Here is a 26,177-nt window from a genome sequence, read left to right on the forward strand (position 1 = left end):
CCCTTAATATCCCGCTTTTTCTGCCATATATTGTTTGATAAAGCCTTTTACATTTGCTCTCGGATCATCAACAACATAATATGTTGAATGATATCTTTTCCAAACTTCATCAATAATATCCTTTAAAAGAACCGTTCCACCTCCCACAAAAACAGTCACTGTTGTTCGAAAATCAATACCAAATTCTAAAAAAGAACCTAATAAATCACCCATATATTCTGCAGCAATTTCAAACGTTCTTCGAACAACTAGTTCTGAATACGGTGTTTTCCTTTTAAAAAGAATATTATCGATATCTGCTTCTTCCAGATAAAGATTAAAGCGCTGCCTTATTCCTACCATAATTCTTTTATAAAGCATAATAATCCCTTCCGGAAGGGAATCAATTCTTGTTCTGTCTACTACTCCATACCGGACTAACAGATAATCTACTGTAAATCCTCCAATATCTATCAGCAGAACCTTTGGCTGTTCTTGTAAATAGAGCTGATTTGCTACCAAAATGTACGCAGAATATCCCTGCATATATACATTTACGCTCTCATAGCGTATTCTGTATGGTTTTCCTTTATAGGAAAAATAAACGGCTTTTCCTTGCCGCCAAAAATATTCCCGGAATTTTCGGATCTGTTTTCCGTAATCCCCCGGCGGAAGTCCAACTAATAACTGGATCGGAATGGTTCCCCCTTCATAAATACCAGTTTCTATTCCTTCTTTTTCCAGTTCCTTGGCTACTCCGAGTAATGTCAAAATATAATACCTGTCATCAATGGTTTTATCTTCCAAATAGGAAATCCTCTGATTACTTTCCAAGTAGTTAATCCCTTTAAAAAAAATCCCTTCTTCTCCAGGAAGAATTTTTTGTTCTTTTCTTTTAATTCCCGAATGAAAAATAAAATGGTTGGTTTTCATCATTTTATTTCCCGTATCTATGCTCATAACAACTCCCATGTTTCTCCTTTCCAGCCCTTTGACTATTTTATTTACCTATTCCTGATAATTCTGGTTTACCTGTTTCAATATTTGCTGATTTTTTGTTTCGTATCCCCATAATATATTGCTGACTGCCTCAAAAGCCTTATCTCGCCATCTAAAATAAGTGGCTCTGTGCATTCTTGGTATCCGTGGAAAATGCGGCTCCAGTTTATCCAGAATTTCATCTGTATTCTCTGCTCTATAAGCTGACATATAGGTATAATAAAGTACCCAATAATACTTTTCGCCCTGTGGGTGATATTTCCTCATTAACTCTACCGCCTCATCAATCAGCTTCAGATACTTATTGGCCTGATTGATAGATTCGATCCTCTCCCTCATATCTTCCATATCCAGATTGATATCCATTCCTGCCTGGTAAACACTATCTAAAAATTCATCTACATCGGTGCCATACTCTGTATGAAAGCATTGCTTTACTTGATTGATTTTTATCTGCATTTTCCAATTCACAGATCTGTATATTTTAAATAGAGATATAATATCATGGTAAACTTCATTATCTTTTCCTTTTACATCTTTTGATACCACACCCGATTTTCTCATATAATTCTACCCTCTCTTCTGTTCCTTAAAATATCTTTCTATACTCTCATCTGCTCTCTTGCCTGCTATAACAGACGTACATAAGATGCAAGCAATCATACTGATTGTTATAATACATAAAATGATAACTGCTATTTTAATCATTTTCATTCTCCTTATGTCCCTCATCTTTTAAATCTTCCACCTGGAAATTGATGGATCACTGCTATTATTCTTGACAGAATTAAATTTACTCTATGAAATTATCAAGGTGCTCCTACTATATACCAACTAAAAATTCATGGATTTTCTGTAAAAAAGGGCAAAAAAAAAGTGGTATTAGAAATTTTCTAATCCACTTTTGCAATAAGAACAAAATATTGCTACTCTATGCATAAGTTATGCTCGTACCGAAAAGACAAATGCAAACATTTTATTCTCTTTTAAGTTTTACAGTTATTTTCTGATTTTGGGCACAGTTTACTACTTTCGCCAAACGAGTTTTCTTATTCAGTCGTTGTTGATTTAGGCAGTCCTAAACTCTCTTTGTTTGTTGAAAAATAATATCACTTTCACTAATTAATAATATCTCCACTTTTACATAATTATCCTCTACACCTTTCTATTTGATTTTTTGCTTTTCCTAAAATCATCGATATAATGATAATTCCTAATGTATACACAATGGTAACCAGATATTTTAGTATATTAGCTAGATAAAAAAAACATACAGAAAATGTTATAATTATTAAAGTCTGTCTTATTCTGTTTGAAAATACATTTTTCTCCTTCTCATTCACAGGGCGGTTTATATTTTCTACAGGTTTCATGTAATATAGTATAATAATTTCAAAAACAGAAATTACTAAAGAAAACTCCTTCGATATAGGAAAATACTTAATCATCGAAAGTGTAAAAAACACAACTAAACATGAACAAAGGAAACACACCTTAAAACTATTCATGTGTAACCCGCCGACAAGTGATCGCAAAGAAAAAAATAATAAAAAAAAGGCTGTGCATTCCCAAAACATCTGCATCTTTATAGCTAATATATAACATATAACCATACAGGTTAATAATTCTATCCCTATAAGAAATCCATATTTATATATTTCATAATCTGTTTCAGAGATTGTGTTTTTTTTAACTATGTAGTCGGTTAATAGTTTGGATAGTTTTTCCATATCAATTTTTCTTTAATTTCTGTAAACTATCCGGCATTGGCGGTTGATGATAGATGCACACACATCGGCTATTAATAGCCATTACACTAAATACCATGGCAATACTTGCCATTACACTTGCGTGATTCTTCATAAAAAATTTAATTTTCCTCATTTTATCCTCCTATACTATAAAGTTGACTTTGAGATATTAAAATCATTTTGTTTTAGCTATTATAGAGAAATTTGAAATTAAAATTTTTGTTTTTCAATAACTCATAAAAAATAGCCGATTTCACCACATCGTCCACTTCGATTTAATCTTTAATATTATACTACCATCAACAACTATTTTATTTATCTCGTAATTTTTACGATATTATTTGTAACTTTTACGATAAATCACATAAAATCACTTTAATAGTAAAGACTTTTTGTTTCGTTTCTACCACTACTGAACCGTGATATTTTGTTGCAACTTTTTGAACAGATTCTAAACCTATTCCATGATACCCAGTTTCTGCTTTACTTGTCACAATTTTACCGTTCCGATTTTTAACTAATTTACCATTGTAAGCATTAACAACTGTAATTATCAATACATTCATTTCAAATTTCATAAATAACTTAATATAACGGTTATCTTCTGTCACCTGTAACGATGCTTCAATTGCATTATCAAGAATATTCCCCAATAGGATACTTAAATCAGCACTATAAAAAGGTAGTTGCATTGGTATGTGAATATCCACATTAAACTTTATTTTTTCTTTTAAAGCAATTGCATATTTTGCATTAATCAAAGAATCAACAACTATATTATCTGTTCTTGATATTCCAAGATTGTTTAGTGGTACTATATTAATTAATTTTCTTAAATAATCTATTGCTGACTCATTTTGATTATTATCTAACATTTCAATAAGTACAATAACGTGTTGCTTTATATCATGACGAGCATTCCTGAAGTCCATCATAATATTCTCTTTTTCACGCATATGTTGTGTACATAATTCTAATTGTTGCTCATATACGGCATTATATTTTTCTAGTTCCTTTTCCTTAGACATGACCAGATACAGTTTAAATATGACAATGTTAATTAATAAAATAATTATCAAACTTGTCAGAGATTCTTTGATGTGAACCTTTTTGTTAATATCAACACTCAACATAAAGGTGTTATATACAACGAACATGCTTCCTATTGGTATAAGTAATAATGTAATATTATATTTGTTTGATAAATCTTTAACATTTTCATTTTGGAAAAATTTTTTTAAACAAATAATCATAAATAGTGTGAATAATTTTGAAAACAATGATCCCCAAAATTGCGGAACCATGTAATGTATTCCACATAAAACGAACATATATCCAACTAAAAACTCCGCTAACATCCATATCGTATTAATAAGAACTGAAAATACAATTTTTTGTAGAATTCCTCCCTCATATGTATTTATACAGAGCATACTCACAAGAAAAACATTAATCATGACATTTATATATGCCGGCAATACATTTGTTCTTCCCAATATGAATTGCCACATAAAATAAAATATCCAAAAAAACTCCCCTATAATCCCTCTTTTGTCTTGTTCAAAAAACGTTTCAAAATAAATTTTCAATATCACAATGGATATCAATGTCAGCAATAAGTCTGCACATGCTCCTCCAAAATACCTAAACAATAATATCTTCCCCTTTTAATGCACAATAAAGTTCACTCACATTTTTTCTTCTGTTTTCACTGATTGCTAATGTTGTTCCATCAATTAATTCCATAGAGTCATAAATATATGCAGCTACAAATTTAGGATTAACCAAAAATGATTGGTGCGTTCTATAAAAATATGTGTTAGCTTCATTTAAGCGTTTCTCGATATCATTCAACTTTCCATAACATTTTCTATTTCCTTTTTTTGTAATAATATAAGTGACTCTTCTATCGCTTTGAAAATACATTATCTCATCGATAGGTATCCTGTATGATATTTTGTTATACTGATACTGAAAATATTGAGGGTGATTTAATATCTCATTTTTGGCAGCCAGAAAATATCTTTGAAAAACATCTGGAACAATAGGTTTTGTTATAAATCTAAAGGCAGATACTTCAAATACTTCTTTTGCAAAACTTTCATGACTGGTAACATAAATTATCAAAACTTTTTTATCAATTCTACGTATAATTCTAGCAGCCTCTACACCATTTTGTTTTCGCATTTCTATATCAAGATAAATAATATCATATCTTTTCCCTTTTTTAATATAATCAACTAATGTACTGCCATCATAAAACACATCTATTTCAACCTTAATAGCAACAATAAGTGATAGCTTTTCTAACATCTTTTCAATATCTGCTGCAATTAATATATCATCATCACATACCGCAATTTCTAACATTTTTTCCCCTTCAAGTTATATCTAGTTTTAGTTGTCTACGTCTCGAACTAAATTCAAAGCATGTTTTATCAACTGCTCTATGTCATATCTTTTAGTCCTAGGACATTCCATTAACACTTTATCAAGTGAAAAATCTCCTCTTTTAACCCCCGTTAAAAGATAGTTTATATCAATATCCAACTTTTTATTTACAATTACCAGCTTATCAAGCGATAGCCCATGAATGCCTCTTTCAATTTTTCCATAATAAGCTGAACTCATTTCTAGAATTTCTGCCATTTGTTCTTGTGTATAATTCAATTCAATTCTTAATATCCGAAGTCTTTTTCCCATATCAATGTACAAGGGTTTTTGACTTTTTCGTAAATATGAATTATTACTGCTTGTTTTTATTTTAGACTCCATAAATTCACCTCTGTATAATAACAATATATATATCATACACATGCAAATGTGACTTATTAACACATATATACTTCTTATTTTAGGTATATATATTACCCATTTAGGAGTCTTTTTATGATATACAACCCACTTATATGCAAAATTAAATTATACAGTAAAAAATTAACACTTAATGTATTATGTAAAAATTAAAAGGTTATAAGTAATTTTTTCCTAAACAAAAATGTCTCATCAACGAAACAACTTCTCTAATCAGTATAATTATCGTGTTAGATCATCTTTCCTTTTTTATAATAACCAAATAATTTTATGATATTATATATAAATGTGGTTTACGGGACCCAGTGTCCACCATTCCGTTTTAGAACGGCCGGTTTCCGAGGTAAAACAGTCGTTTTACCTCAGTCTTCAATCCGAGTCAATAGCAAAAGGGTTAAAGCCGGCATAAATGCCCCATTGACAGTAAGCGCAAAATAATTCGATGGATTGCTTTGCCCTAAAATTCAGTCCATAATAATCATTAGAGAATGCAAGCACTTTGCTTCATCTTCTGTTGCTAGAAATGATAGGTGAGAGCCTCTTACTCGATTCGATTTATGGAGGACTGCTCATGAGAAGCAAAAGAATACCTGCAGAAGAACAATACCGTCTCATCATGGAATGCCGTCAAAGTGGATTGACAGATCATCAATGGTGTGTGGAACATGACATCAAACCAGGAACTTTTTACAACTGGGTAAAACGATTACGTCAAAAAAGTTGTATGGATTTACCGGCATCAACCGGACGCAGCCATAGCGCTCCGGAAAGTCAGGAAGTTGTCAGAGTGGATTTTCATGACACCGACACACTTTCCTATGAACAGCCATTAAATATGATCCCGGCATCTACGAAAAGAAACAACATTTCCGTGGCAGAGCCAATGAGGCTGTGCTGAATGAGCCGGAGCGTAATCCGGAAACAGATTCGATGAACAGTTGGAACAACTCGCCCCATGAAGCGAGACTGTGAAAGCTAACTGTCAAAACTAAAATAGAGGAAAACGCTTGCATCTATCATTTTGGTGCAAGCGTAATTTACGAGTAACGTAGCAATATTTTGCGCTTACCATTGACACGATTTCAGGCTGTAGAATACAGTAATCAAGCAGAACAAAGGATTATTCTGCTAAGACCTATTCAATGGCTGTTTTTTTCTTAATTACGTACAATTTTACCAGTCATAGTCTTTTCTATTGCACTGACAAATTCTATTTTTCTAGGATATTTATATGGTGCAGTAGTGGTTTTCACAAAATCTTGTATTTCTTTTTTCAATTCCTCTGTTCCAACCTTTTCTTCCGATAATACAATGTCCGCCTTGATTATATTTCCCCTAATTTCATCGACTACTCCATAGACTTTACACTCTCTTATATAATTTAAATTTGCAAGTACACTTTCTATTTCATAAGGATTAATTTTATATCCCGAAGATTTTATAAGGGTATCATTTCTTCCTATATACCAGTAAGCTCCCATCGCGTCTCTATAAGCCAAGTCATTAGTATGATAATATCCATTTATAATATGACTAGTTTCTTTTTTTTCACTAACCTGCAAATATGATGCCAATCCGATTGGTATTTTTTTGCGACAATCAATTACTATTTCTCCTACCTCACCTATTTCTTCAGAAGTTATAATTTCTCCTGTATTCTTCATTAATTCGATTTTGTATATAGGATTTGGATATCCAATACTTCCAGTATTACATTTTCTTTTTTTAAAATCAGCTATAAGTAACCCTGTTTCTGACTGTCCGTATCCATTTGCAATCTTTATTCCTGTCAATAAATAAAAACGATTTATTATATCCTTTGGAAGTATTTCACCAGCTGAACAAGCACATGTAATTGAAGATAAATCATATTTTTTTATCTCCGAACGCAATAACATTCTATACATTGTCGGTGGCATACATATAGTATTAATTTTATATTTTTCAATCATATGTAATATATCTGAACCTTCAAATTTCCTGAAATCATACACGAAGACACATCCGCCGGATAGCCACGGTCCGAATAACTTCCCCCATAATGCTTTTCCCCATCCTGTATCTGAAATAGTTAAATGCAATTTATCTTGTTCTATATTATTCCAATATTTACCTGTAATATAATGTGCTAGAGGGTACAAATTATCATGTACTACCATTTTAGGTGTTCCTGATGTTCCAGACGTAAATAAAATAAACATTATATCCATCGCATTATAATCTTGAGGTTTCACTAAGTCATTAGAAAACTTCTCATTTTCTTTATCTATATTTATCCAATTTTTATTTCCACCTCGAATAGAGAATCTAAGTATTGTAGTATTAACGCACTCGTTTATCACTTTGTCGGTTTCTTTTTGAAAATCCTCGCCATATAGTGAGATTATTGCCTTTGCGTTAGATATATTTATTCTTGCTTTAATATCTACCTCTCTTAATTGACTTACTACTGGAATTGGTATTGCACCAATTTTTATTAGTCCTAAAAAAATATACCAAAATTGATATGCTCTTCGTAACGCTATCAATACCGCATCTCCTTTTTTTATTCCCTGAGCTGCAAAAAAATTTGCCATTCTATTAGAACAGTTTTTTAATTCCTTATAGTTTATGGATTTTTCTATTTTATTTTCATCAATATGCAATATTGCTATTTTTTTAGGATTTATTTCTGCTATTTTATCTATGATGTCATATGCAAAATGAAACTTTTCGAGATTTTTAAATGATACTTCACTAATCTTATTCTCAATTATTACCGTATTTATATAGTTTTCCACTACATTTTCATCTAAATTCATATGTACTACTCCTCACTGTTAAATATAGTCTAATCATGACCGACATACTTTAACATATAAATTTATAATAATTCTTATCTTTGTAATTATTCAGAACTTATATGTAATATTTTCTGATTTTTTTCTTCTCATGTCAGTTTTATGGGATTAAAAAAGAAGGTTATTTGCACAGTTGTATTAAGTACATTATTTTTCCCAAATAATCTACATTCAACTTAAATATATAATTCAACCTTCTCTTGATTATCATGGTATATCAGAACTACCTGTCCGATAAAGTCAGAACCATGATTCCGCCAACGCAAAGCCACTTTGAGTTTGTCAAGATTAGATCTGCTTTAACGGGGCATTAGCCGTCTTTATAAGCACTGCTCCAGTACGTAATTTATCGAAACAAAATCTGTAGCTTTTACTGACTCTCATTCTCTGGAATGATATCTCTTATAATCCAGTTCGGTGGTTCACAGTACACCAGTATAATCACTCCTCTAAAAAGCTACTAGTTTTTCATACTTTTAAAACACCTCGTATAAACCATAATCAGACAAAACGAGCGTTTTTACGTTTACGCACGATAAACTAAGAATTTCCACAAATAGATATTTTTGTATGATGAAACTACCAGATGTATAATTTGTCCTAACATTACTCAAGAAATACAGACCTCTCTCTTAAATAACAATCATTTTTTTATATAAAAAAATATAACCCCTTCTTTTCAGAGATTATATTCTTTATCATATAAATAATTATTGAGTTATCTGTAATTGCCATTTTGTAAAATAAATAACAGACACATAAGCTATTATTTATAAAGTTGATGATCAAAACGAAGAATCATTGCAATCATCATCACTAGCACTCCTGAACATACTATAATCCATTCTAAAGGAATTATATCTGCCATCGGTCCAAAAATCACCATTCCTATCGGAATAAAGCCAGAATACATAGATCCCATTAATCCGAAAATACGGCCTTGCATTAAGCTTTTCACATTTTCTTGAATCAATGTTGTAATCGAAGTTTGTACTATCGTTAGAGCAACACCGTATAATGCCATTAAAATAAGATATAATATAAATTTTTTTGTCAATCCCATGCCAACAGCCATTATTCCGAAGATAAATAGCCCAAATACAAGAGTATTTATGCGGCTCTTAAAACCTCGCCATAAACTCATCAATAATCCACCCATTATCATTCCAAAAAAACCAATTAATTCTACAGCTGTTAGATACCAATATGTATTGCCATAAACCCTGTTAACTAAAAGACCAGCAAGAAATCCTGCAGGAACACACAAAAAAGTGAATAATCCATAAACTATAAGTAATTTTCTAATCAGTTTATCTGAAAAAGCAAAATGAATTCCCATACGCATATCTTTTATAACTGAAGCTGATTTTTCTATGCTTCTTTGTTTAGGAATCAATACACAGGAAAGTATTCCCACCCCAAATACTGCTGTTAAAATATCAATAATTAATGTGGATTGTAATGTACTAAGTGATAATAACAAACCTGCGGCTGCGGGTGCCGCAAATTGGACAAGTGATTGCATAGTGGCATTAATACCATTAAAACGCATAAGCTGAGACTCTGGCACTAGTTGAGGTATTACAGCGTTAACAGCAGGTGTCTGTATTCCAGCCCCTACTGAGCGAATTATTGACATTACGAGTAAACCTCCAAGTAAAAATTTTTCTTCTCTAATAAAAGGCATTGCTAACATCATAATAAATGTAACTGCTGCAATTGATATATCTGCACCAATAATTAATCTTTTACGGCTATATCTATCGGCCCATACACCACCAATAAAAGACATTAAGAACTGTGGAAGATATGAACAAATACTAAAAGCTGCTACCCACACTCCAGATGAAGTATTAAGCGTTACATACCATACAATTGCCATTTGCACAAGTGTAGATCCAAAAAGTGTAACGCATTGACTTATAAGGAAAAGTACTGTCCTACTTTTCCAATTAACTATTCTCTTTTCAATCACTATTTTTAACCTCCATTATATGATCAGAACGTACAAATCGTTGCGTCGGATAACCGAACTCAATTAATAACTCTCTTTCGGCAAAGCCAAGTTGCATTAATTCATTTCTATATCCTGTATCTGCTCTATCATGCTTACGATATGTTGTCGTACTGATTTCACGATCAGGAATATACTCTTCAATTAATTTATCCAAAAAAAGTTTTTGAATTCCTTTATTACGATATTGAGGATGTATTCCCATAAATTCAATACTTCCAGTATCATAAGAAAACGCCATAACCCCAACTACAGTATTTTGTTTTTCTAAAATAAGTGCATTTCTTTGTTCAATGCACACTTTTAGCTTTTCTATATATTCTAGTTCATTCAAATTGGGATAGCCATCAATCACTAGCCTTACAAGTTCCATCCATGCTGATATATCTTCCATCTTAGCTAATCTAATATCTGATTTTGAAAAATTTATTTTTACATTCTTACTATGCAATGTAACTCTCAATTGTAAGGGATAAAATTCCTGACGTTCACGATATTCTGCTGGTGTTATTTTATACATTGCTTTAAATGCTACTGTGAATGCTGGCTGACTTTCATAACCACAGATAAATGCTATTTCAATTATAGGCTTTGTAGAAAAAACTAACAATTTTGCTGCTTCTGTAAGTTGTCTCCGTACCACGTAATCGTGTATTGTCATGCCAACTGTTTTAGTAAACATTCGATGTATGTAATATTTTGAATAATGAACATAACGTGCGACTGTATCTAATTCTACTTTTCCGTCAAGATTATTCTCAATATAGCTTATAACTGCTTCAATATCAATCACTGATTTTTTTTTCATTTTTGTGTCCTCCTTTCCGTTGAATAGAATAACAGAATCTTAAACCGTTTTTTTTACAATTCTTGCTATGTTATTTAATGAAATAACTTTATATGCAAATATAGCAAAAAATCAATATAATTTATCTGTGAAGAAGATAAAATCAAACCATACTTACGCTTTAAATACGAGTATGGTTTGATTTTTTACTTTATAAATATTTTTTTAATATTTTTACTTTATCCAATTTCTCCCAAGGTAGATTTAAATCTTGGCGTCCAAAATGTCCGTATGAAGATGTTTGTTTATATATAGGTCTTCTCAAATTCAACATTTCTATAATACCAGCAGGTCTTAAATCAAATACTTCTGATACAATCTCTGATAATTTCTTGTCTGAAATTCTACCTGTGCTAAATGTATCTATCATAATTGAAGTTGGCTCAGCTACTCCAATAGCATAAGAAATTTGGATTTCACATTTCTTAGCCAATCCCGCAGCCACAATATTTTTTGCAACATAGCGTGCTGCATATGCTGCTGACCGATCCACTTTTGTACAATCTTTTCCTGAAAAAGCTCCTCCTCCATGACGTGCCATTCCACCATAGGTATCAACAATAATCTTTCTTCCCGTAACACCACTATCCCCATGAGGTCCACCTACAACAAATCTCCCTGTAGGATTAATAAAAATCTTTGTGTTATCATCCACCATTTCAGGAGGTAAAATTGCATCTAAAACGTATTTTTTAATATCTTTCTGCAATTGTTCCTGTGTGATGTCTGGATCATGTTGTGTAGAAATAACAACTGATTCCAAACGTGTCGGCATTCCCTGTGTATCATATTCTACAGAAACTGTTTTATATCTTCCGCTTTCAAACATATAATCTGCCAGTTCCTTCAGCTGTTCTTCAAATATTTCTGGATCTCCTGCTTTCCACACATCTTCATAAACTAAGTTTGACTCAACATCTTTAAATCCTAAATCCCATAAATGTATAATGCTATCTTTTAGAAATGGAAGATCTGCACTTGCAAATGTTGATTTGGTGGACGGATTATAATTTTCTTCCAAATACATTGGAAGATTTTTTATTACATCTTCATATGAACCTGAACCATCAATTTTCTTGCGAGTCATATCATGTTTCTCTTTTATTCCATCAATGCTTATGGAAAAAGCACAATGTTCACCATGTTTATTTACATAATTCCTCACATTTTCTTTTCCATATAAAACTCCATTTGTTGAAAATGTAAATACATAATTTGGAAACCATTTATGATTTTCCGAATACATTCTCAAAATAAAATAATCGCACATTTTATCTATAAGATCCATTTCCAAAAGCGGTTCTCCGCCAATGAAATCCAGCATAATACTATCCGACATTTCTGACGTATATGGATTGTCTAACAGAAAATCGATAATTTGCTTTCCTGTTTCCCAATTAGTACCATAAAAGTGTAGTTGTTAGAGAGTAATTAACTCTAACATCTACACTTATTTTATTATAATAAGGGAAGTAGTTGGTATGACATATTGCCATTAGGATTTTCACATCCGTGAATGAAACCGTCAGCCATCCCCTTATTATAAACATTCATTTAAGCAGGTTGAAACTCGCAGGAGCTTTCGCGTAACGAACTAAACTGAATCATAATAAGTGTAGATGGGATAAACAACTGCAATTCTATAAAAAGAAAAGGAGTATATTATGATCAGCGTAGGAATTGATGTATCAAAAGGGAAAAGTACAGTATGTATTTTGAAACCATATGGAGAGATTGTTAGTAAGCCTTTCAATATTACCCATACCCAAAAGGATTTAAGCGAATTATCTTCCATGCTTTTCAGACTAAATGATGAAGTCAAAATCGTTATGGAAGCAACCGGAATTTATCATCTTCCAGTTCTTACATATTTACAGGAAAAAGGATTTTTTGTTTCTGTAATTAATCCGTATCTTATGAAAAGTTATCGTAACGAAAGTCTGCGAAAAGCCAAAACCGACAAGATTGATTCCCGTATCATTGCTAATTATGGAATTGATCATTGGTTTAAAATGAAAGAATTTCAAACTTCTGGAGAGATTTATGAAGAGTTGAAGTTGCTTGGACAGCAATATCGGCATTATATGAAGCTTCATCTTTTATCTCTTGCTGAATTGACCCATCTTTTAGATTTGACCATGCCCGGAATAAAGAATCTTCTTGCAAGTTGGAATGAAACAAATCGGAAAGATAAAAGAAGTGATTTTGTGGAACGTTTTTGGCATTATGATGTAATAACATCTATGTCTGAACAGGAATTTACTGAAGAGTATATACTTTGGGCAAAAGAAAAGAAATACGTCCCAAGCCAGGAAAAAGCCAAAGTTATATACGCCCTGGCTCAGGAAAGTATTCCCACATTACCTTCAGAAACCTCATCGATCAAAATGCTGGTGACTGAAGCAGTTCGGGTGCTCAAGGAAGTTGATGCAACCCTTGGTCTAATTTTATCACGGATGCAGGAAATAGCCAAGATTTTGCCAGAATATTCGGTTGTAAGAGAAATGGGTGGAGTGGGAAATACATTAGCCCCAAAGTTAATTGCAGAAATAGGAGATGTTCGCAGATTTCGCAACGGGAAGGCATTGGTTGCATTCGCAGGAATTGATCCACCACCGTATGAATCTGGTCAATTTGTAGGTTGTAATAGGAAAATCTCGAAACGTGGTTCAGCATCATTGCGCAAAGTAGGATACGAAACAATGAGAAGTTTAAAAATGCGTTCCAGACCAGAAGATCCGGTTTACCGATATGTTGTAAAAAAGGAATCAGAAGGTAAAAGTAAAAAATCAGCAAAGATAGCCGGATTAAATAAGTTTTTACGCATTTATTATGCTCGAGTAACCGAACTATATAAAAATATATAATCTTATATAAAATAAATAATTTTTTAGACTGCCAATCAGACAGTCTATTTGTAGTACGCAAATATATTTTGTGACAGAAAATAAAAAAGATAAAAATAATTATTGACTTTTCTTAGCAGGTTTCATTCTATTTACATTATTCTTCCCTACCATATAACAATATGTACATCTCAAATTGCAGTCTTCTGTTACACATATTGTTGCATTTAAATAATTTCCATCAATCCAACTATTTCTGTCTTTAACTTCATTGTATTTTACATCAATCATTTTATTTTCCCTTCCTTTTCATAATTATTATTGAGAAGCTAAGGCAAAGCATTCCCCACAATATCATTCCCCCTAATGCCAATATTCCGTTTTCTTTCGGTTCTAATATCATTGAGGTTTCGTATGGAACTAGTTTATATATTAACCAATTATGAATTAGGGCGTATCCCCCTAATGGATGTGCATATGCAAGTAACTTTTGCGCTAAACTCTGACTAATCGGAAAACTTGGTATGAAAAAACACAATATCATATATGCAAAACTTAAAAGTAAAGAAGGAATGTAATTCCCTTTACAAAGTGTAACTATAAACACAATAGGTAACATTACCGCTGTAAGCAGCAACGCATCTATTATGTTTATCAATAACAAAACAGCAATTGTGTAAAAAGAAAAATCATATCCTCGAATCCCAATAATAATCGCATACACAAGCGATGGCAAGACCATTGTTATAGTGCTAAAAAAAGCAATTACAACTAATTTTGCCAATACAAATTTTCGAGATGATACTGGTATAATCTCCAGCTGATAAATAGTTCCATATCGATGCTCATCAGCAAAAATCACAATCGTATAAAGAACAGTAAACAATAGTGTTATAAAAAAAATAAACTCCATATTATCACAATATAGGTCTAAAACACTTGCTCTTTGTGTCAATTTATAGAAATTACTTAAGGTTAATATTAAACACATAAGGATAGAAATCGCACCTAAGTAAATATGTTTTTCTCTTTTTTCTTTTAGAAGTTCTGAAGCAATATACATTTTCATTTTCAATCTCCTTGTATTATTTTTTTAAAATAAGCCTCTAAATTTTCTTCTTCTACACCTATTTCCATTATTCCTACTCCGTATTTTGCCAATTCCTTAGAAAATTCCTCTCTGTTTAATTTAAGATTATAAATATATATTGTATTTTTATCTACCACTTCGTAATCTTCAACATGAAAAATTTTCTCTAAAATTCCACATGTAAGTTCCCCATTAGTCACTAAAATTTTGATATGTGTTCTATTTCCTTGTCGGATTTCTTCTATACTTTTCTCAGCTATTAAAACACCTTCATTTAAAACACCTATACGATCAGCCATAATATCTATTTCAGACAATAAATGGCTTGAAATCATAATAGTGGTTTCCTGCTCTTTACTGATTTTCATTAAATATTCTCTAAATTGTGAAATTCCAATTGGATCAAGCCCATTTGTAGGTTCATCCAAAATAATAAATTCTGGTTCATGAATGATAGCGTTTGCTAAGCCCAGTCTTTTCTTCATCCCGAGAGAAAATCTTTTATACTTTTTATCTTTTTCATTAAATAAGTCTACTTTTTCAAGTGCCTCTTCTATAGCATACTTTTTTGTCACTCCCCTTATATTTGAAAATACCTTCAGGTTTTCATAAGCAGATAACTCCGGATAAAATCCCTGGAAATCTAAATTAGCTCCAATCCTATTATATAATGAAGGCATATTACTTATAGTTTTTCCCCATAACTTAATTTCTCCACCGGCAATATCTGTCAGACCTAAAATTGCTTTCATCAATGTAGTCTTTCCAGCACCATTTTTCCCAATCAGACCGTATATTTCACCTTCTGTTACATGCATATTGATATTTCTTAATACTTCTACTTTATCATATTTTTTTGTAAGATTTTTTATTGTTAAAATTTCCATATCGTCCCTCCGTTTTGTATAGAATATCATACAAACCTTAACATAACTTTAATGAAAATTTATTATATTATTATTTTCATTAAGATCATCTCTAACAATAGCTAAGATGGGTTTCTTTGTTGTAGACATCATTTAACTTTTTTTCCTAACCACTCTTTTACTCTTGGTATAGATACAATTCCAAATATTAATGCTGCTATACCGATAATATTATCAATATAGTTACTATCCAATACTTTGAAATCTTTTACTATTGCAAGTATCGAAAAGAATAACAAAATTATACCTGCCGCAACAAGATATAAAAGTATGAAATGTAGTCATTAAATGTTTTTTCCTATTCCTCTCATTATCTTTCCCATTAGATTCACCTCCCTATTGATTTTCTCTTTTAACTTTAATACGAATACAAACCTATAATGGTGACATTAATTTTGAAAATTTTTCCTTTGAAATAAAGTACCTATATTCAAACTTCACCAAAAAAACTACACATAAAAAGGCAACAATTATCTACATAATCACTGCCTCCGCAAAATTTATTATTTTCCATTTTCCCTCTATGCCTTATTGTATCCAATGAATTTGTCTCCATAAACTTAATACAAAAGATTTGTCAATCCGTTTTTATCCTCAATCATATATATTGAGTGTCCTAATATGACGCTTTTATCTTTTATTCTATATTCCTCTCTTCTTGTCGTTATAGCACTACTTTCTTCTTTATGCATAAATATTCTTCATCGCTTCTGCAATTACCAAACAACTAAATTGCAATTACATTTTCTAAAAATCTTCCTTCTTTTCCTTAAATCCCCCTCTGGCGAATACAAAAATAGCCATCTCTATGTACGAATCAGGTCACCCGTCCATCTATTTTTATCTATTTCATCTAGTGTTATTCTGTCCGTACAGTCCGCAGAAACAGCGTAAAAACGCACAAAACAGCACTCAATACCACTCATTTTCCGCCTTATAAATAGTAGGAGACAAAATATTCTACTGCATTGTTCGGGAAAAATTCCTTCATCTCTCCGTAAAGCTGTGCCGCCAGCGTCTTATTGTGGGCCAGAATCAGCGTCGGTTTATTCAGCTGCTGAATCACATTGGCCATGGTAAAGGTCTTACCTGAACCGGTAACACCCAATAATGTCTCAAACTGATTGCCTTCCTTAAAACCCTGCACCAGCTTCTCTATGGCCTGTGGCTGATCGCCGGTGGGAGCATATTCACTGTGTAACTCAAAATGGTCCATCTGTATTCTCCTAATTCATTTCTGCACTTTAATATACTACGCCTATTATATCATTCCTCTTATAAAAAGTACATACGTTTTCGAATATTTGTTCTATTTTGATCTTTTTTTGAATCGTATATATAATTTCAACTTGATCAGAAACAGACACAACAAAAGGGCATCAAAAAAAGCGGATTAAACCGCTTTTTTTGATGCCCTTTTTATTCCGCCTGCATCTGCTCCAGTACGACTTCCTGGGCTTTCTCAAGCTGTGTATCTGTCTTGCTGTCGGAATCCAATTCAACCTCTTCATCCGGATCAATACCTGTACCATGGATATTGCGTCCGTTTGGCGTATAGTACTTGGCACTAGTCAGCTTGATGGCTGAACCGTCTCCTAACGGCAATACATACTGAACGATGCCTTTGCCAAAGGATGTGGTACCCACAAGCTTTGCTTTGCCGTAATCCTGAAGGCAGCCGCTGACAATCTCTGAGGCACTGGCACTATTGCCGTTAATCAGAACGCTGATTGGTACATCAATAGTATCGTCATCCTTTGTATATTCTTCCTGTTTCTTATCATTCTTGTCAACGGTATAAACAAGCAGCTGATCCTTCGGAAGGATCCTGTCAAGAATGGCTGTTGCAGAATTCACCAGACCGCCCGGATTATCTCTCAGATCAATGATCAGCCCCTTCATTCCCTGAGCTGTCAGCTCATCTATGGCCTGATTAAACTGGTCTGCGGTTGTTTCTTCAAATTCATAAACAGCGACGTAACCGATATTGCTGTCCAGCATCTTGGACGTTACCATCGGGATCTCAATTGTCTTACGTTCCACCTCAAATGTCAGATATTTATCCTCTGATGGTCTGTACACTTCGATACTAACGGTTGATCCTTCTTCGCCCTTGATCCATGTGACAACCTCTGTCACATCGACACCAGTCACTTCCTTGCCTGCTACTTTGTAAAGGATATCATCCTTGAGAATACCGGCTTCAGCACCCGGTGACCCCTCAAAAGGACGTACAACCGTAATCACGCCTGTCTCCTTGTTCTGGCTGACAACCACACCGATACCGGAATATTTGCCGGATGTGGACTCCTGCAGCTGTTCATACTCATCCTTAGTATAATAAACAGTATATGGCTCATTCAGTGCATCCACATAGCCTTTGTAAATACCTTCCGCCATATCATCCTGAGTGATATCTGAATCATCTGAAACATCCAGATAGTACTTGTCAAGTACCGCATGCAGCTTATTCAGCTTCTGCTCAATCTCACTATACCGGTTCGAAATATCCGTCATATCATCAGACGAACCAGAACCTGATGCTTCCACCGCATCCCCTGTGCCCGTTGTCTGGCTGCCTGATGACGCAGCTGATGTCTTCATAAAACATCCCGACAGCGCCAATACGCCAATCATCAATACGCACAGAATAACCCCTGTCAGCAGGCCTTTATAATAGCTCTTTCTGTCATTTCTGTTCTCCATAGTCTGTCTCCTTCTGAAAACAGACAATTGCCCACTGCCATTGATTCAGGATGATAGAAAATATCGCAGTCTGCAATCATCTGTTTAAAAATTGCTGAATTTTATTTTATAGTAACACAAAGAGCTGGCCCAGACAATTGTCTGAAGCCAGCTTTCTTAAAGTTCACACTTTTTTCAATTTTAATTTTAGGACAAAACAAAATGATGTTCAAAGTTTGTCTCATTCTATCAGACACGGATATGCTTGATCAATGTCACGTAACTTCCGATGAAACCGATACCAAGACCGATAATCAATGAGATCGGAATCAGTACTCTGAAAATCTCACCGGATGGAAGGAATGTCATAAATCTGCTGAGACTTGTAAATTCAGTTGTCATAAATGAAACAACCTTCTCATACAATACCTTCAGCACACATACCGGAATCAGGGAACCGATCAAACCGATGAGCATACCTTCGATCAGGAATGGTGCTCTTACGAAAAAGTCTGTCGCTCCGAGATATTTCATGATGGCAATCTCTTCATGTCTGACTGTAATACCGATCATAACAGTATTGCTGATCAGGAAGACAGCGACACCTACAAGGATAACGATAATTGCCAGTGATACATAGCTCAGGAGACGTCCAAAACTTGCAAAGCTGTCTGCCACGCTCTTGGATGCATTGACGGAACGTACACCATCAATGCCTTTGATATAATCTACAAGATCCTGCTGCATAGCAGCATCTTTCAGATAAACTTCCAAGCTGGCAGAAGATGCCAGTGGATTATCATTGTCCAGATTCGTCAGAATGTTCTGATCTGTATCCGGGAATGCTTTCTCCTTGTATTCTTTCCATGCTTCATCAGCAGAAGTATAATGAACATTGTCCACTTCATCCTGCTTCTCAATCTGAGACTTGATATCAAGAATCTGATCTTCCTCAACGCCCTCATCAAAGAATACCGTAACACCCACTGTTGTTTCTACTTCGGAAAAGATATGCTGAAAGTTCATCACCATGCAATAGAAAATACCGAAGATAAACAGACAGGCTGTGATGGTACCAATCGATGCCAGTGAGAACAGACGGTTTCTGAATACATTTTTAATACCCTGTTTAATGCCATATAAAAAACTACTCATAGATATACCCGCCTTTTCTCTCGTCACTGATGATCTCGCCCTCACTCATGGTGATGACACGCTTCTGCATTCTCTCGACGATTTCTTTGTTATGCGTAACAACAACAACTGTTGTACCACGCATATTGATGGCTTCAAGCAGTTTCATAATCTCCCATGAATTCTTCGGATCCAGATTACCTGTCGGCTCATCTGCCAAAAGCAACGGCGGATTATTCACAAGAGCACGGGCCAGGGCAACTCGCTGCTGCTCACCGCCGGACAGCTCATTCGGGTAGGACTTGGCCTTGTCAGGAAGACCGACCAGCTTCAGCATGGCCATAACATTCTTCTTGATCAGACGGTTCGGTGCACCGACTACCTGCTGGGCAAATGCGATATTCTCATAAACGTTCCTGTCTTTCAGAAGCCGGAAATCCTGGAATACAACGCCGATGCCTCGACGAAGCTTCGGTACTCTTCTCCTGCGGAGTCGTCCGAGATTCTTGTTGTTGATATAAATGGTGCCGGATGTCGGCTCCATTTCTTTTAAAAGTAGCTTAAATAATGTTGTCTTGCCGGAACCACTCTGGCCCACGACAAATACAAATTCGCCTTTTTTAATCCGGAGACTGATGCCCTTTAAAGCTTTCACATCTCCCGGATAGGTTTTAGTCACCTGATCTAAGGCTATCAATTGCTTCCCCTCCTTCAAGAAGGAATCTTTTAGTAATCAAAAGTTTCCATATAATTCATATACTTGACAACCATCAGTGCAATCTTAAATGTGATGGCGTCCTCAAAAACACGCAGGTCAAGTCCTGTACTCTTCTGAAGCTTATCCAGACGGTAAACCAGTGTGTTTCTGTGAATGTACAGCTGTCTGGATGTCTCTGAGACATTCAGGCTGTTCTCGAAAAACTTATTGATGGTCATCAGTGTTTCTTCATCGAAATCTTCCGGTGACTTGCTGTCGAAAATCTCTTTGATAAACATCTTGCACAACGGGATCGGAAGCTGATAGATCAGACGGCCGATACCGAGGTTGCTGTATGCAACTACATTGCGCTCATTGTAGAAGATCTTGCCTACATCCAGTGCCATTCTTGCTTCCTTGTAAGATCTGGATACATCCTTGATCTCCTGCACGATCGTACCAAGGGCAATTCTAGCCTTCGGCAGATTCTCACCGCAAAGCATCTCATAGATGACTTTGGCAGCCTTGCAGAGATCATCATAGTTCTCATTCTCCTTCACTTCTCTGACGACAATGACATTCTTCTCATCAACCGCTGTAATGAAGTCCTTCGGACGGCCTGTGTAAAGTGAACGGACAGTCTCAAGGCTGTTCATATCCCGATCATTGTTCACCTCAATGAGCAGTACGATTCTTCGTACATCTGTATCAATGTGCAGCTTCTTGGAACGATTATAGATATCAACAAGAAGCAGATTATCAAGCAGAAGATTCTTGATAAAGTTATCCTTATCAAAACGCTCCTTGTAGGCAACCAGCAGATTCTGGATCTGGAATGAGGCTACCTTGCCGATCATGTAGACATCATCACTGTCTCCCCTTGCCAGAATGATAAATTCCAGCTGATGTTCATCAAAAACCTTGAAAAACTGAAATCCCTGAAGAACCTGACTATCTGCCGGTGAATTGACAAATTCCAGTACAAACTTCTCATAATCTTCTGCATTGGAAAATGTGGAGGCTAATACCTTTCCTTCAATATCCATCACACATAAATCTATTCTAGTAATCGCTTTCAGTCCCTCAATCGTATTCTGTAAAATCTGGTTTGAAATCATAATGCACTTCTCCCTGCCTTCCCGTAATCTATTGTAATGAACTCTTATTATTATAATAAAGCACAACAACCAAAAAATAAAGTGTTTTTTATATATTTTTCATATATTTTTCTTTGAAACCTATGTTATTTTCTCATTGAATTACAATAATATTACGATTTAAATGAGTGAACCATGAAAATCACCAATTTTACTATTGTTTTTTGTCTATAATCACAATTGCTTTTCAAAGAACAGTTCCTGTACACTATACCAGAAAATCATAAATATTGCAATATTATTTCACAAATATTACATAATTTGTAATCATTTTGAGATAAATATAGTGAATGCGGCCCTTAGACAATCGACGAAATGCGTAGCATTTTGGAGGTTGGCTCTGAACAGTTACCAGAAAATTATATACCCCATGTATCCAACTGAGGTTCCAAATGAACTGATTCACCACAAGCCCGTTGGCATTGCAAAGGAACTTGTGATGATTCTTCATTGGAACCTCATTTTCTGATGTCTTTGAAATTTTGATTAGTTAATTGCTGTTACTTTATAGTCTTTGTCTTCAACTGTTTTCTTTAAAATATCGTCTGCTACATCTGCAGAGAGTTCTACAACTGCTGTACCTGCTTCATGGCTGACTTCTGCTGATGCCACGCCTTCGAGGCCCTCAAGTGCCTTCTTTACAGTTGCCTCACAGTGACCACACATCATACCTTCGATTTTCATTGTTTTCTTCATTGTCTGCATCTCCTTATTATTTTGATTATTATTGTTGTCTTGTTTGCTGTTATCCACCGCTTCTTCTATTATAACCTGATTTTTTAACTTTTTGTCCTTTTTTGTGTCATGCATGTCAAAAAGATTCAGGCGCAGTGCATTAGTGACGACGCAGAAGCTTGATAAACTCATAGCTGCTGCACCAAACATCGGATTTAATGTCCATCCGAAAACAGGGATCCACACACCTGCTGCCAGAGGAATACCGATGACATTGTAGAAGAATGCCCAGAAAAGATTTTCATGGATATTCCTGAGAGTTGCCCGGCTCAGACGGACAGCTGCTGATACATCACTCAGACGGCTCTTCATCAATACCACATCTGCTGCATCAATGGCCACATCCGTACCGGCACCAATGGCAATACCCATATCAGCTCTTGTCAAAGCCGGTGCATCGTTGATGCCATCACCAACCATGGCCACTTTTCCATACTTCTGGAGCTTTCTGATGACACTTTCCTTGCCCTCCGGAAGAACACCGGCAATGACATCATCCACACCTGCCTGTGCACCGATGGCTCTGGCTGTTCTCTCATTATCTCCTGTCAGCATCACAACACGGATACCCATATTCTGGAGCTCACCGACAGCCTGTCTGCTGTCTTCCTTCATGGTATCTGCAACGGCAATAATGCCCGCCAGTTTCCCATCCTCTGTGAAAAACATCGGTGTCTTTCCCTGTTCTGCCAGCTGTTCTGACTGTTTAACGAACTTCTCAGGCACCACTGTCTGTGTCTTAATAAATATATAATTGCCTCCGGCAAGCTTTCGGCCATTTCGAAGAGCAGTCAGTCCATTGCCCGGAAGTGCTTCAAACTCAGAAACCTCTTCCAATGACATCTTCTGTTCATCCGCATATTTCAAAATAGCCTTCGCCAGAGGATGCTCACTGCGTTTCTCAAGGCTTGCTGCCAAACCAATCAATGCCTCTTTTGTCACACCATCAGCAGGCACTATATCTGTTACAACAGGTTCACCATTGGTGATGGTGCCCGTCTTATCCAGAGCGACAATCTGTACCTTGCCTGTCTCTTCCAGGGATACCGCCGTCTTAAAAAGAATACCATTCCTGGCACCCATGCCATTGCCCACCATAATAGCCACCGGTGTCGCAAGTCCAAGAGCACACGGGCAGCTGATAACCAGCACTGAAATACCTCTTGCCAACGCAAAGCCCACACTCTCACCTGCCAGCAGCCATACGATCATAGTAAGCACTGCAATAGTGATAACCGCCGGTACAAAAACACCTGATACTTTATCCGCGATTTTTGCAATCGGTGCCTTTGTAGCTGCCGCATCACTGACCATCTGAATGATCTGTGATAAAGTTGTATCCTGTCCAACACGGGTTGCTTCACATCTGATAAAACCGGACTGATTCAATGTGGCCGCCGATACGGCATCACCGGCTTTCTTGTCCACCGGAATACTCTCACCTGTCAGAGCCGCTTCATTCAAGGCACTGCTGCCTTCTATAATCACACCGTCCACAGGTACATTCTCCCCGGGACGAACAATGAAAATATCACCTTTCTTCACCTGTTCAATAGGAACTGTCACTTCCTGACCCTTCCGCTCGATCACAGCTGTCTTCGGTGCCAGTTTCATCAAGCCTTTGAGTGCATCTGTTGTCTTGCCCTTGGAACGAGCCTCCAGCATCTTGCCCACAGTGATCAATGTCAGGATCATGGCCGCAGATTCAAAATAAAACTCATGCATATAATGCATGACCATCTCCATATCTCCCTTCACCTGGGCATCCGTCATGGCAAACAAGGCATAAGTACTGTAACCAAAAGCCGCCGTTGAACCAAGTGCCACCAATGTGTCCATATTCGGTGCACGGTGCAGTAAACTTGTAAAACCGCTGATAAAAAACTTCTGATTGATGACCATGACAATACCGGTCAGAAGGAGCTGAACCAGCCCCATGGCAATATGATTATCCTCAAAAAATGCCGGCAGCGGCCATCCCCACATCATATGTCCCATGGAAAAATACATCAACACCATCAAAAAGCCCAGCGAGGCCAGAAGTCTGCGCTTCAGAACCGGTGTATCGTGATCCTTCAGCATCTCTTCCTCCGCAGCCATGGATGATGCACCTGAATACACTGAGGATTCCCCTTTCACAGAAGCTCCGTATCCTGCTGCTTCCACAGCCTGAATAATATCCTGATCGGCGGCTGTTCCTTCAACGCCCATGGAATTCGTCAACAAACTAACTGAACAGGATGTCACCCCTTCCACCTTCGAAACAGCCTTCTCTACACGGGCACTGCAGGCTGCACAGCTCATACCCGTCACTATAAATTGCTGCATGACGCTCTATCCTCCATTCTTTCTCATCATCACAGATATTTTCATCTGCGGATCATTCTACTAATATAGTAGTCTTACTCAAAATAGAATTACCATTCAAGCCCAAATTACCCCACCCCCCTGGGGTCATATTCATTCTATACCTATACGAAAAAAAAGTCAATGCTCCTTATTGAAAAAAACACGCATCTGAACATTGAATGCACCGCGCAAAAATGCTAAAATAGTAGTAATATGTACACACCCCTGGTGGGTGACTGACGAAAGGAGTAATCCATGAAGGCAGAACAACAAAATATCAAAAGACTGCTTAATACGGCAAAGGGCCAGATTGACGGAGTGAACAAGATGATCGACGATGATAAATACTGTATCGACATTTCCAATCAGATCATGGCTACCATTGCCATTTTGAAAAAGGTCAATATTGAAATTCTTGATGCCCATTTAAAATGCTGTGTTCTTCACGCAGATGATCGCGAACGTGAAGCAAAGATCAACGAAATATCCGAAGTGCTGAAAAAGGCACTCAAATAATACGGGAGCAATTCACCATGAATCAAACAACCAAAACCGTTTTTATTACAGGTGCATCCAGGGGAATTGGGCGCGCCATTGCAATTCGCTTTGCAGCTGCCGGTTATCGTCTTGCACTCTGCTGCCGTCATAACAGTGATATGCTGAGGGAGCTGCAGACTTTGATAACAGAACAATACCATACTGATTGTCTGATCTACACAGCAGATACCGGAAACTATTCACAAATGGCATCCATGCTGAACGATACCATTCAGCATTTTCATCATATTGATGTGCTTGTCAACAATGCCGGTATTTCTTACATTGGCTTATTAACAGATATGTCCTCTGAGGACTGGCAGAACATTCTCAGTACAAATCTGACATCTGTTTTCAACAGCTGCCGTCTGACCGTTCCCGGGATGGTGCATCGCCATTCAGGTAAAATCATCAATATTTCTTCTGTATGGGGATGCTGCGGTGCTTCCTGCGAAGTTGCCTACTCGGCAACCAAAGGCGGCATCAACGCTTTTACTCAGGCTCTGGCCAAGGAACTGGCGCCAAGTAATATTCAGGTCAATGCCATTGCCTGCGGTGCCATTGATACTGAAATGAATGCCTTTCTCTCTGAAGAAGACCGCCAGGCTTTAACCGATGAGATTCCTTCAGGACGTTTCGGCCGTCCTGAAGAAGTCGCGGAGCTTGTACTGGATCTTTCAGAAAATCATCATTATATGACAGGTCAGATCATCCGCCTGGATGGCGGATGGATTTAGATGTCTGTATTCAAATCAAAAAAAGGTTCCCGAAACAATT

The 26,177-nt window shown here is 35.9% G+C and carries 24 protein-coding genes and 1 pseudogene; 4 read left to right on the forward strand and 21 right to left on the reverse strand.

Features of this window, described 5'->3' with window-relative positions; all coding sequences use genetic code 11:
• Positions 1–3: 3 nt before the first annotated feature.
• The 8 genes from HED67_RS06375 to HED67_RS06410 all read right to left on the reverse strand — a co-directional run bounded on the left by HED67_RS06375 (position 4) and on the right by HED67_RS06410 (position 5,504).
• A complete protein-coding gene (locus tag HED67_RS06375) occupies positions 4–951 on the reverse strand; it encodes a ParM/StbA family protein (RefSeq protein WP_021739012.1) in 948 nt (315 codons plus the stop codon).
• Between the two features lie 36 nt (positions 952–987).
• A complete protein-coding gene (locus HED67_RS06380) occupies positions 988–1,542 on the reverse strand; it encodes a hypothetical protein (RefSeq protein WP_021739013.1) in 555 nt (184 codons plus the stop codon).
• Positions 1,543–1,548: 6 nt separating this feature from the next.
• Positions 1,549–1,686, reverse strand: a complete 138-nt coding sequence (locus tag HED67_RS06385) for a hypothetical protein (RefSeq protein ID WP_154104359.1) — start codon at positions 1,684–1,686, stop codon at positions 1,549–1,551.
• A 440-nt stretch (positions 1,687–2,126) separates the two neighbouring features.
• On the reverse strand, positions 2,127–2,708 hold the full coding sequence (locus tag HED67_RS17630) for an accessory gene regulator ArgB-like protein (protein WP_021739015.1): 582 nt from the start codon (positions 2,706–2,708) through the stop codon (positions 2,127–2,129).
• Between the two features lies 1 nt (position 2,709).
• Positions 2,710–2,862: a cyclic lactone autoinducer peptide gene (locus HED67_RS17635; RefSeq protein ID WP_021739016.1), complete on the reverse strand. Its 153-nt coding sequence runs from the start codon at positions 2,860–2,862 to the stop codon at positions 2,710–2,712.
• Positions 2,863–3,079: 217 nt separating this feature from the next.
• Complete coding sequence (locus HED67_RS06400; protein WP_021739017.1) at positions 3,080–4,381, reverse strand: ATP-binding protein; 1,302 nt, start codon at positions 4,379–4,381, stop codon at positions 3,080–3,082.
• A complete protein-coding gene (locus HED67_RS06405; protein ID WP_021739018.1) occupies positions 4,374–5,099 on the reverse strand; it encodes a LytR/AlgR family response regulator transcription factor in 726 nt (241 codons plus the stop codon). Before HED67_RS06405 ends, HED67_RS06400 begins: the two co-directional genes overlap by 8 nt.
• A 27-nt stretch (positions 5,100–5,126) precedes the next feature.
• Positions 5,127–5,504: a helix-turn-helix domain-containing protein gene (locus HED67_RS06410; protein WP_118146357.1), complete on the reverse strand. Its 378-nt coding sequence runs from the start codon at positions 5,502–5,504 to the stop codon at positions 5,127–5,129.
• A 610-nt stretch (positions 5,505–6,114) separates the two neighbouring features.
• Between HED67_RS06410 and tnpA the strand changes: the two genes are divergently transcribed.
• Complete coding sequence (gene tnpA, locus HED67_RS06415; RefSeq protein ID WP_187118757.1) at positions 6,115–6,441, forward strand: IS66 family insertion sequence element accessory protein TnpA; 327 nt, start codon at positions 6,115–6,117, stop codon at positions 6,439–6,441.
• A gap of 259 nt (positions 6,442–6,700) precedes the next feature.
• Here the strand turns inward: tnpA and HED67_RS06420 are convergent, their stop codons facing one another.
• From HED67_RS06420 to metK, 4 genes are all read right to left on the reverse strand, one after another.
• Positions 6,701–8,344, reverse strand: a complete 1,644-nt coding sequence (locus HED67_RS06420) for an AMP-binding protein (protein WP_021739021.1) — start codon at positions 8,342–8,344, stop codon at positions 6,701–6,703.
• Positions 8,345–9,149: 805 nt separating this feature from the next.
• Entirely contained in the window at positions 9,150–10,358 is a 1,209-nt protein-coding gene (locus HED67_RS06425; protein ID WP_021739022.1) for an MFS transporter, read from the reverse strand.
• Entirely contained in the window at positions 10,351–11,205 is an 855-nt protein-coding gene (locus HED67_RS06430; RefSeq protein ID WP_021739023.1) for a GNAT family N-acetyltransferase, read from the reverse strand. Before HED67_RS06430 ends, HED67_RS06425 begins: the two co-directional genes overlap by 8 nt.
• A gap of 190 nt (positions 11,206–11,395) precedes the next feature.
• Positions 11,396–12,538, reverse strand: coding sequence for a methionine adenosyltransferase (gene metK / locus HED67_RS17010; RefSeq protein ID WP_246612124.1), 1,143 nt, complete (start codon positions 12,536–12,538; stop codon positions 11,396–11,398).
• A 370-nt stretch (positions 12,539–12,908) separates the two neighbouring features.
• On the opposite strand from metK, the gene HED67_RS06440 reads away from it, so the two are divergent.
• Complete coding sequence (locus tag HED67_RS06440; RefSeq protein WP_021739051.1) at positions 12,909–14,111, forward strand: IS110 family RNA-guided transposase; 1,203 nt, start codon at positions 12,909–12,911, stop codon at positions 14,109–14,111.
• A 99-nt stretch (positions 14,112–14,210) separates the two neighbouring features.
• Here the strand turns inward: HED67_RS06440 and HED67_RS06445 are convergent, their stop codons facing one another.
• The 9 genes and pseudogenes from HED67_RS06445 to HED67_RS06485 form a co-directional block, all read right to left on the reverse strand.
• The gene (locus tag HED67_RS06445; protein WP_155958133.1) at positions 14,211–14,381 is read right to left on the reverse strand and encodes a hypothetical protein; all 171 of its coding nucleotides are present in this window, start codon (positions 14,379–14,381) and stop codon (positions 14,211–14,213) included.
• A gap of 1 nt (position 14,382) precedes the next feature.
• Positions 14,383–15,159 (reverse strand): ABC transporter permease, encoded by a 777-nt coding sequence (locus tag HED67_RS06450; RefSeq protein ID WP_021739052.1) that lies wholly within the window; start codon positions 15,157–15,159, stop codon positions 14,383–14,385.
• Between the two features lie 2 nt (positions 15,160–15,161).
• Positions 15,162–16,067, reverse strand: coding sequence for an ABC transporter ATP-binding protein (locus tag HED67_RS06455; RefSeq protein ID WP_044963362.1), 906 nt, complete (start codon positions 16,065–16,067; stop codon positions 15,162–15,164).
• 979 nt (positions 16,068–17,046) lie between these two features.
• Positions 17,047–17,322 (reverse strand): annotated as a pseudogene (locus HED67_RS06460) (DEAD/DEAH box helicase family protein); the annotation flags it as partial.
• 203 nt (positions 17,323–17,525) lie between these two features.
• On the reverse strand, positions 17,526–18,812 hold the full coding sequence (locus tag HED67_RS06465) for a S41 family peptidase (protein WP_221717784.1): 1,287 nt from the start codon (positions 18,810–18,812) through the stop codon (positions 17,526–17,528).
• A 228-nt stretch (positions 18,813–19,040) separates the two neighbouring features.
• Positions 19,041–19,946 (reverse strand): permease-like cell division protein FtsX, encoded by a 906-nt coding sequence (ftsX, locus tag HED67_RS06470; protein WP_178437893.1) that lies wholly within the window; start codon positions 19,944–19,946, stop codon positions 19,041–19,043.
• The gene (gene ftsE / locus HED67_RS06475) at positions 19,939–20,622 is read right to left on the reverse strand and encodes a cell division ATP-binding protein FtsE (protein ID WP_178437895.1); all 684 of its coding nucleotides are present in this window, start codon (positions 20,620–20,622) and stop codon (positions 19,939–19,941) included. Before ftsE ends, ftsX begins: the two co-directional genes overlap by 8 nt.
• 29 nt (positions 20,623–20,651) lie before the next feature.
• Positions 20,652–21,740 carry a PucR family transcriptional regulator gene (locus HED67_RS06480; protein WP_221717785.1) on the reverse strand — a complete coding sequence of 363 codons (1,089 nt, stop codon included), beginning with the start codon at positions 21,738–21,740 and terminating at the stop codon, positions 20,652–20,654.
• 525 nt (positions 21,741–22,265) lie between these two features.
• On the reverse strand, positions 22,266–24,842 hold the full coding sequence (locus HED67_RS06485; RefSeq protein WP_221717786.1) for a heavy metal translocating P-type ATPase: 2,577 nt from the start codon (positions 24,840–24,842) through the stop codon (positions 22,266–22,268).
• Positions 24,843–25,118: 276 nt separating this feature from the next.
• Here HED67_RS06485 and HED67_RS06490 point away from each other — a divergent pair, with 276 nt between their 5' ends.
• Positions 25,119–25,379, forward strand: a complete 261-nt coding sequence (locus HED67_RS06490) for a metal-sensing transcriptional repressor (protein WP_178437910.1) — start codon at positions 25,119–25,121, stop codon at positions 25,377–25,379.
• A gap of 17 nt (positions 25,380–25,396) precedes the next feature.
• Positions 25,397–26,137, forward strand: coding sequence for an elongation factor P 5-aminopentanone reductase (gene ymfI / locus HED67_RS06495; RefSeq protein WP_221717787.1), 741 nt, complete (start codon positions 25,397–25,399; stop codon positions 26,135–26,137).
• Positions 26,138–26,177: the final 40 nt, after the last annotated feature.

Origin of the sequence: Pseudocoprococcus catus (genome assembly GCF_019734885.1) — a bacterium.
Lineage (GTDB): Bacteria > Bacillota > Clostridia > Lachnospirales > Lachnospiraceae > Coprococcus_A > Coprococcus_A catus.

What these genes read in the sequence shown, in the direction of transcription:
- HED67_RS06375 (WP_021739012.1), bottom strand. Translation starts at nt 951, where the DNA reads ATGGGAGTTGTTATGAGCATAGATACGGGAAATAAAATGATGAAAACC.
- HED67_RS06380 (WP_021739013.1), bottom strand. Translation starts at nt 1,542, where the DNA reads ATGAGAAAATCGGGTGTGGTATCAAAAGATGTAAAAGGAAAAGATAAT.
- HED67_RS06385 (WP_154104359.1), bottom strand. Translation starts at nt 1,686, where the DNA reads ATGATTAAAATAGCAGTTATCATTTTATGTATTATAACAATCAGTATG.
- HED67_RS17630 (WP_021739015.1), bottom strand. Translation starts at nt 2,708, where the DNA reads ATGGAAAAACTATCCAAACTATTAACCGACTACATAGTTAAAAAAAAC.
- HED67_RS17635 (WP_021739016.1), bottom strand. Translation starts at nt 2,862, where the DNA reads ATGAGGAAAATTAAATTTTTTATGAAGAATCACGCAAGTGTAATGGCA.
- HED67_RS06405 (WP_021739018.1), bottom strand. Translation starts at nt 5,099, where the DNA reads ATGTTAGAAATTGCGGTATGTGATGATGATATATTAATTGCAGCAGAT.
- HED67_RS06410 (WP_118146357.1), bottom strand. Translation starts at nt 5,504, where the DNA reads ATGGAGTCTAAAATAAAAACAAGCAGTAATAATTCATATTTACGAAAA.
- tnpA (WP_187118757.1), top strand. Translation starts at nt 6,115, where the DNA reads ATGAGAAGCAAAAGAATACCTGCAGAAGAACAATACCGTCTCATCATG.
- HED67_RS06420 (WP_021739021.1), bottom strand. Translation starts at nt 8,344, where the DNA reads ATGAATTTAGATGAAAATGTAGTGGAAAACTATATAAATACGGTAATA.
- HED67_RS06430 (WP_021739023.1), bottom strand. Translation starts at nt 11,205, where the DNA reads ATGAAAAAAAAATCAGTGATTGATATTGAAGCAGTTATAAGCTATATT.
- HED67_RS06440 (WP_021739051.1), top strand. Translation starts at nt 12,909, where the DNA reads ATGATCAGCGTAGGAATTGATGTATCAAAAGGGAAAAGTACAGTATGT.
- HED67_RS06445 (WP_155958133.1), bottom strand. Translation starts at nt 14,381, where the DNA reads ATGATTGATGTAAAATACAATGAAGTTAAAGACAGAAATAGTTGGATT.
- HED67_RS06450 (WP_021739052.1), bottom strand. Translation starts at nt 15,159, where the DNA reads ATGAAAATGTATATTGCTTCAGAACTTCTAAAAGAAAAAAGAGAAAAA.
- HED67_RS06455 (WP_044963362.1), bottom strand. Translation starts at nt 16,067, where the DNA reads ATGGAAATTTTAACAATAAAAAATCTTACAAAAAAATATGATAAAGTA.
- HED67_RS06465 (WP_221717784.1), bottom strand. Translation starts at nt 18,812, where the DNA reads ATGGAGAACAGAAATGACAGAAAGAGCTATTATAAAGGCCTGCTGACA.
- ftsX (WP_178437893.1), bottom strand. Translation starts at nt 19,946, where the DNA reads ATGAGTAGTTTTTTATATGGCATTAAACAGGGTATTAAAAATGTATTC.
- HED67_RS06480 (WP_221717785.1), bottom strand. Translation starts at nt 21,740, where the DNA reads ATGATTTCAAACCAGATTTTACAGAATACGATTGAGGGACTGAAAGCG.
- HED67_RS06485 (WP_221717786.1), bottom strand. Translation starts at nt 24,842, where the DNA reads ATGCAGCAATTTATAGTGACGGGTATGAGCTGTGCAGCCTGCAGTGCC.
- HED67_RS06490 (WP_178437910.1), top strand. Translation starts at nt 25,119, where the DNA reads ATGAAGGCAGAACAACAAAATATCAAAAGACTGCTTAATACGGCAAAG.
- ymfI (WP_221717787.1), top strand. Translation starts at nt 25,397, where the DNA reads ATGAATCAAACAACCAAAACCGTTTTTATTACAGGTGCATCCAGGGGA.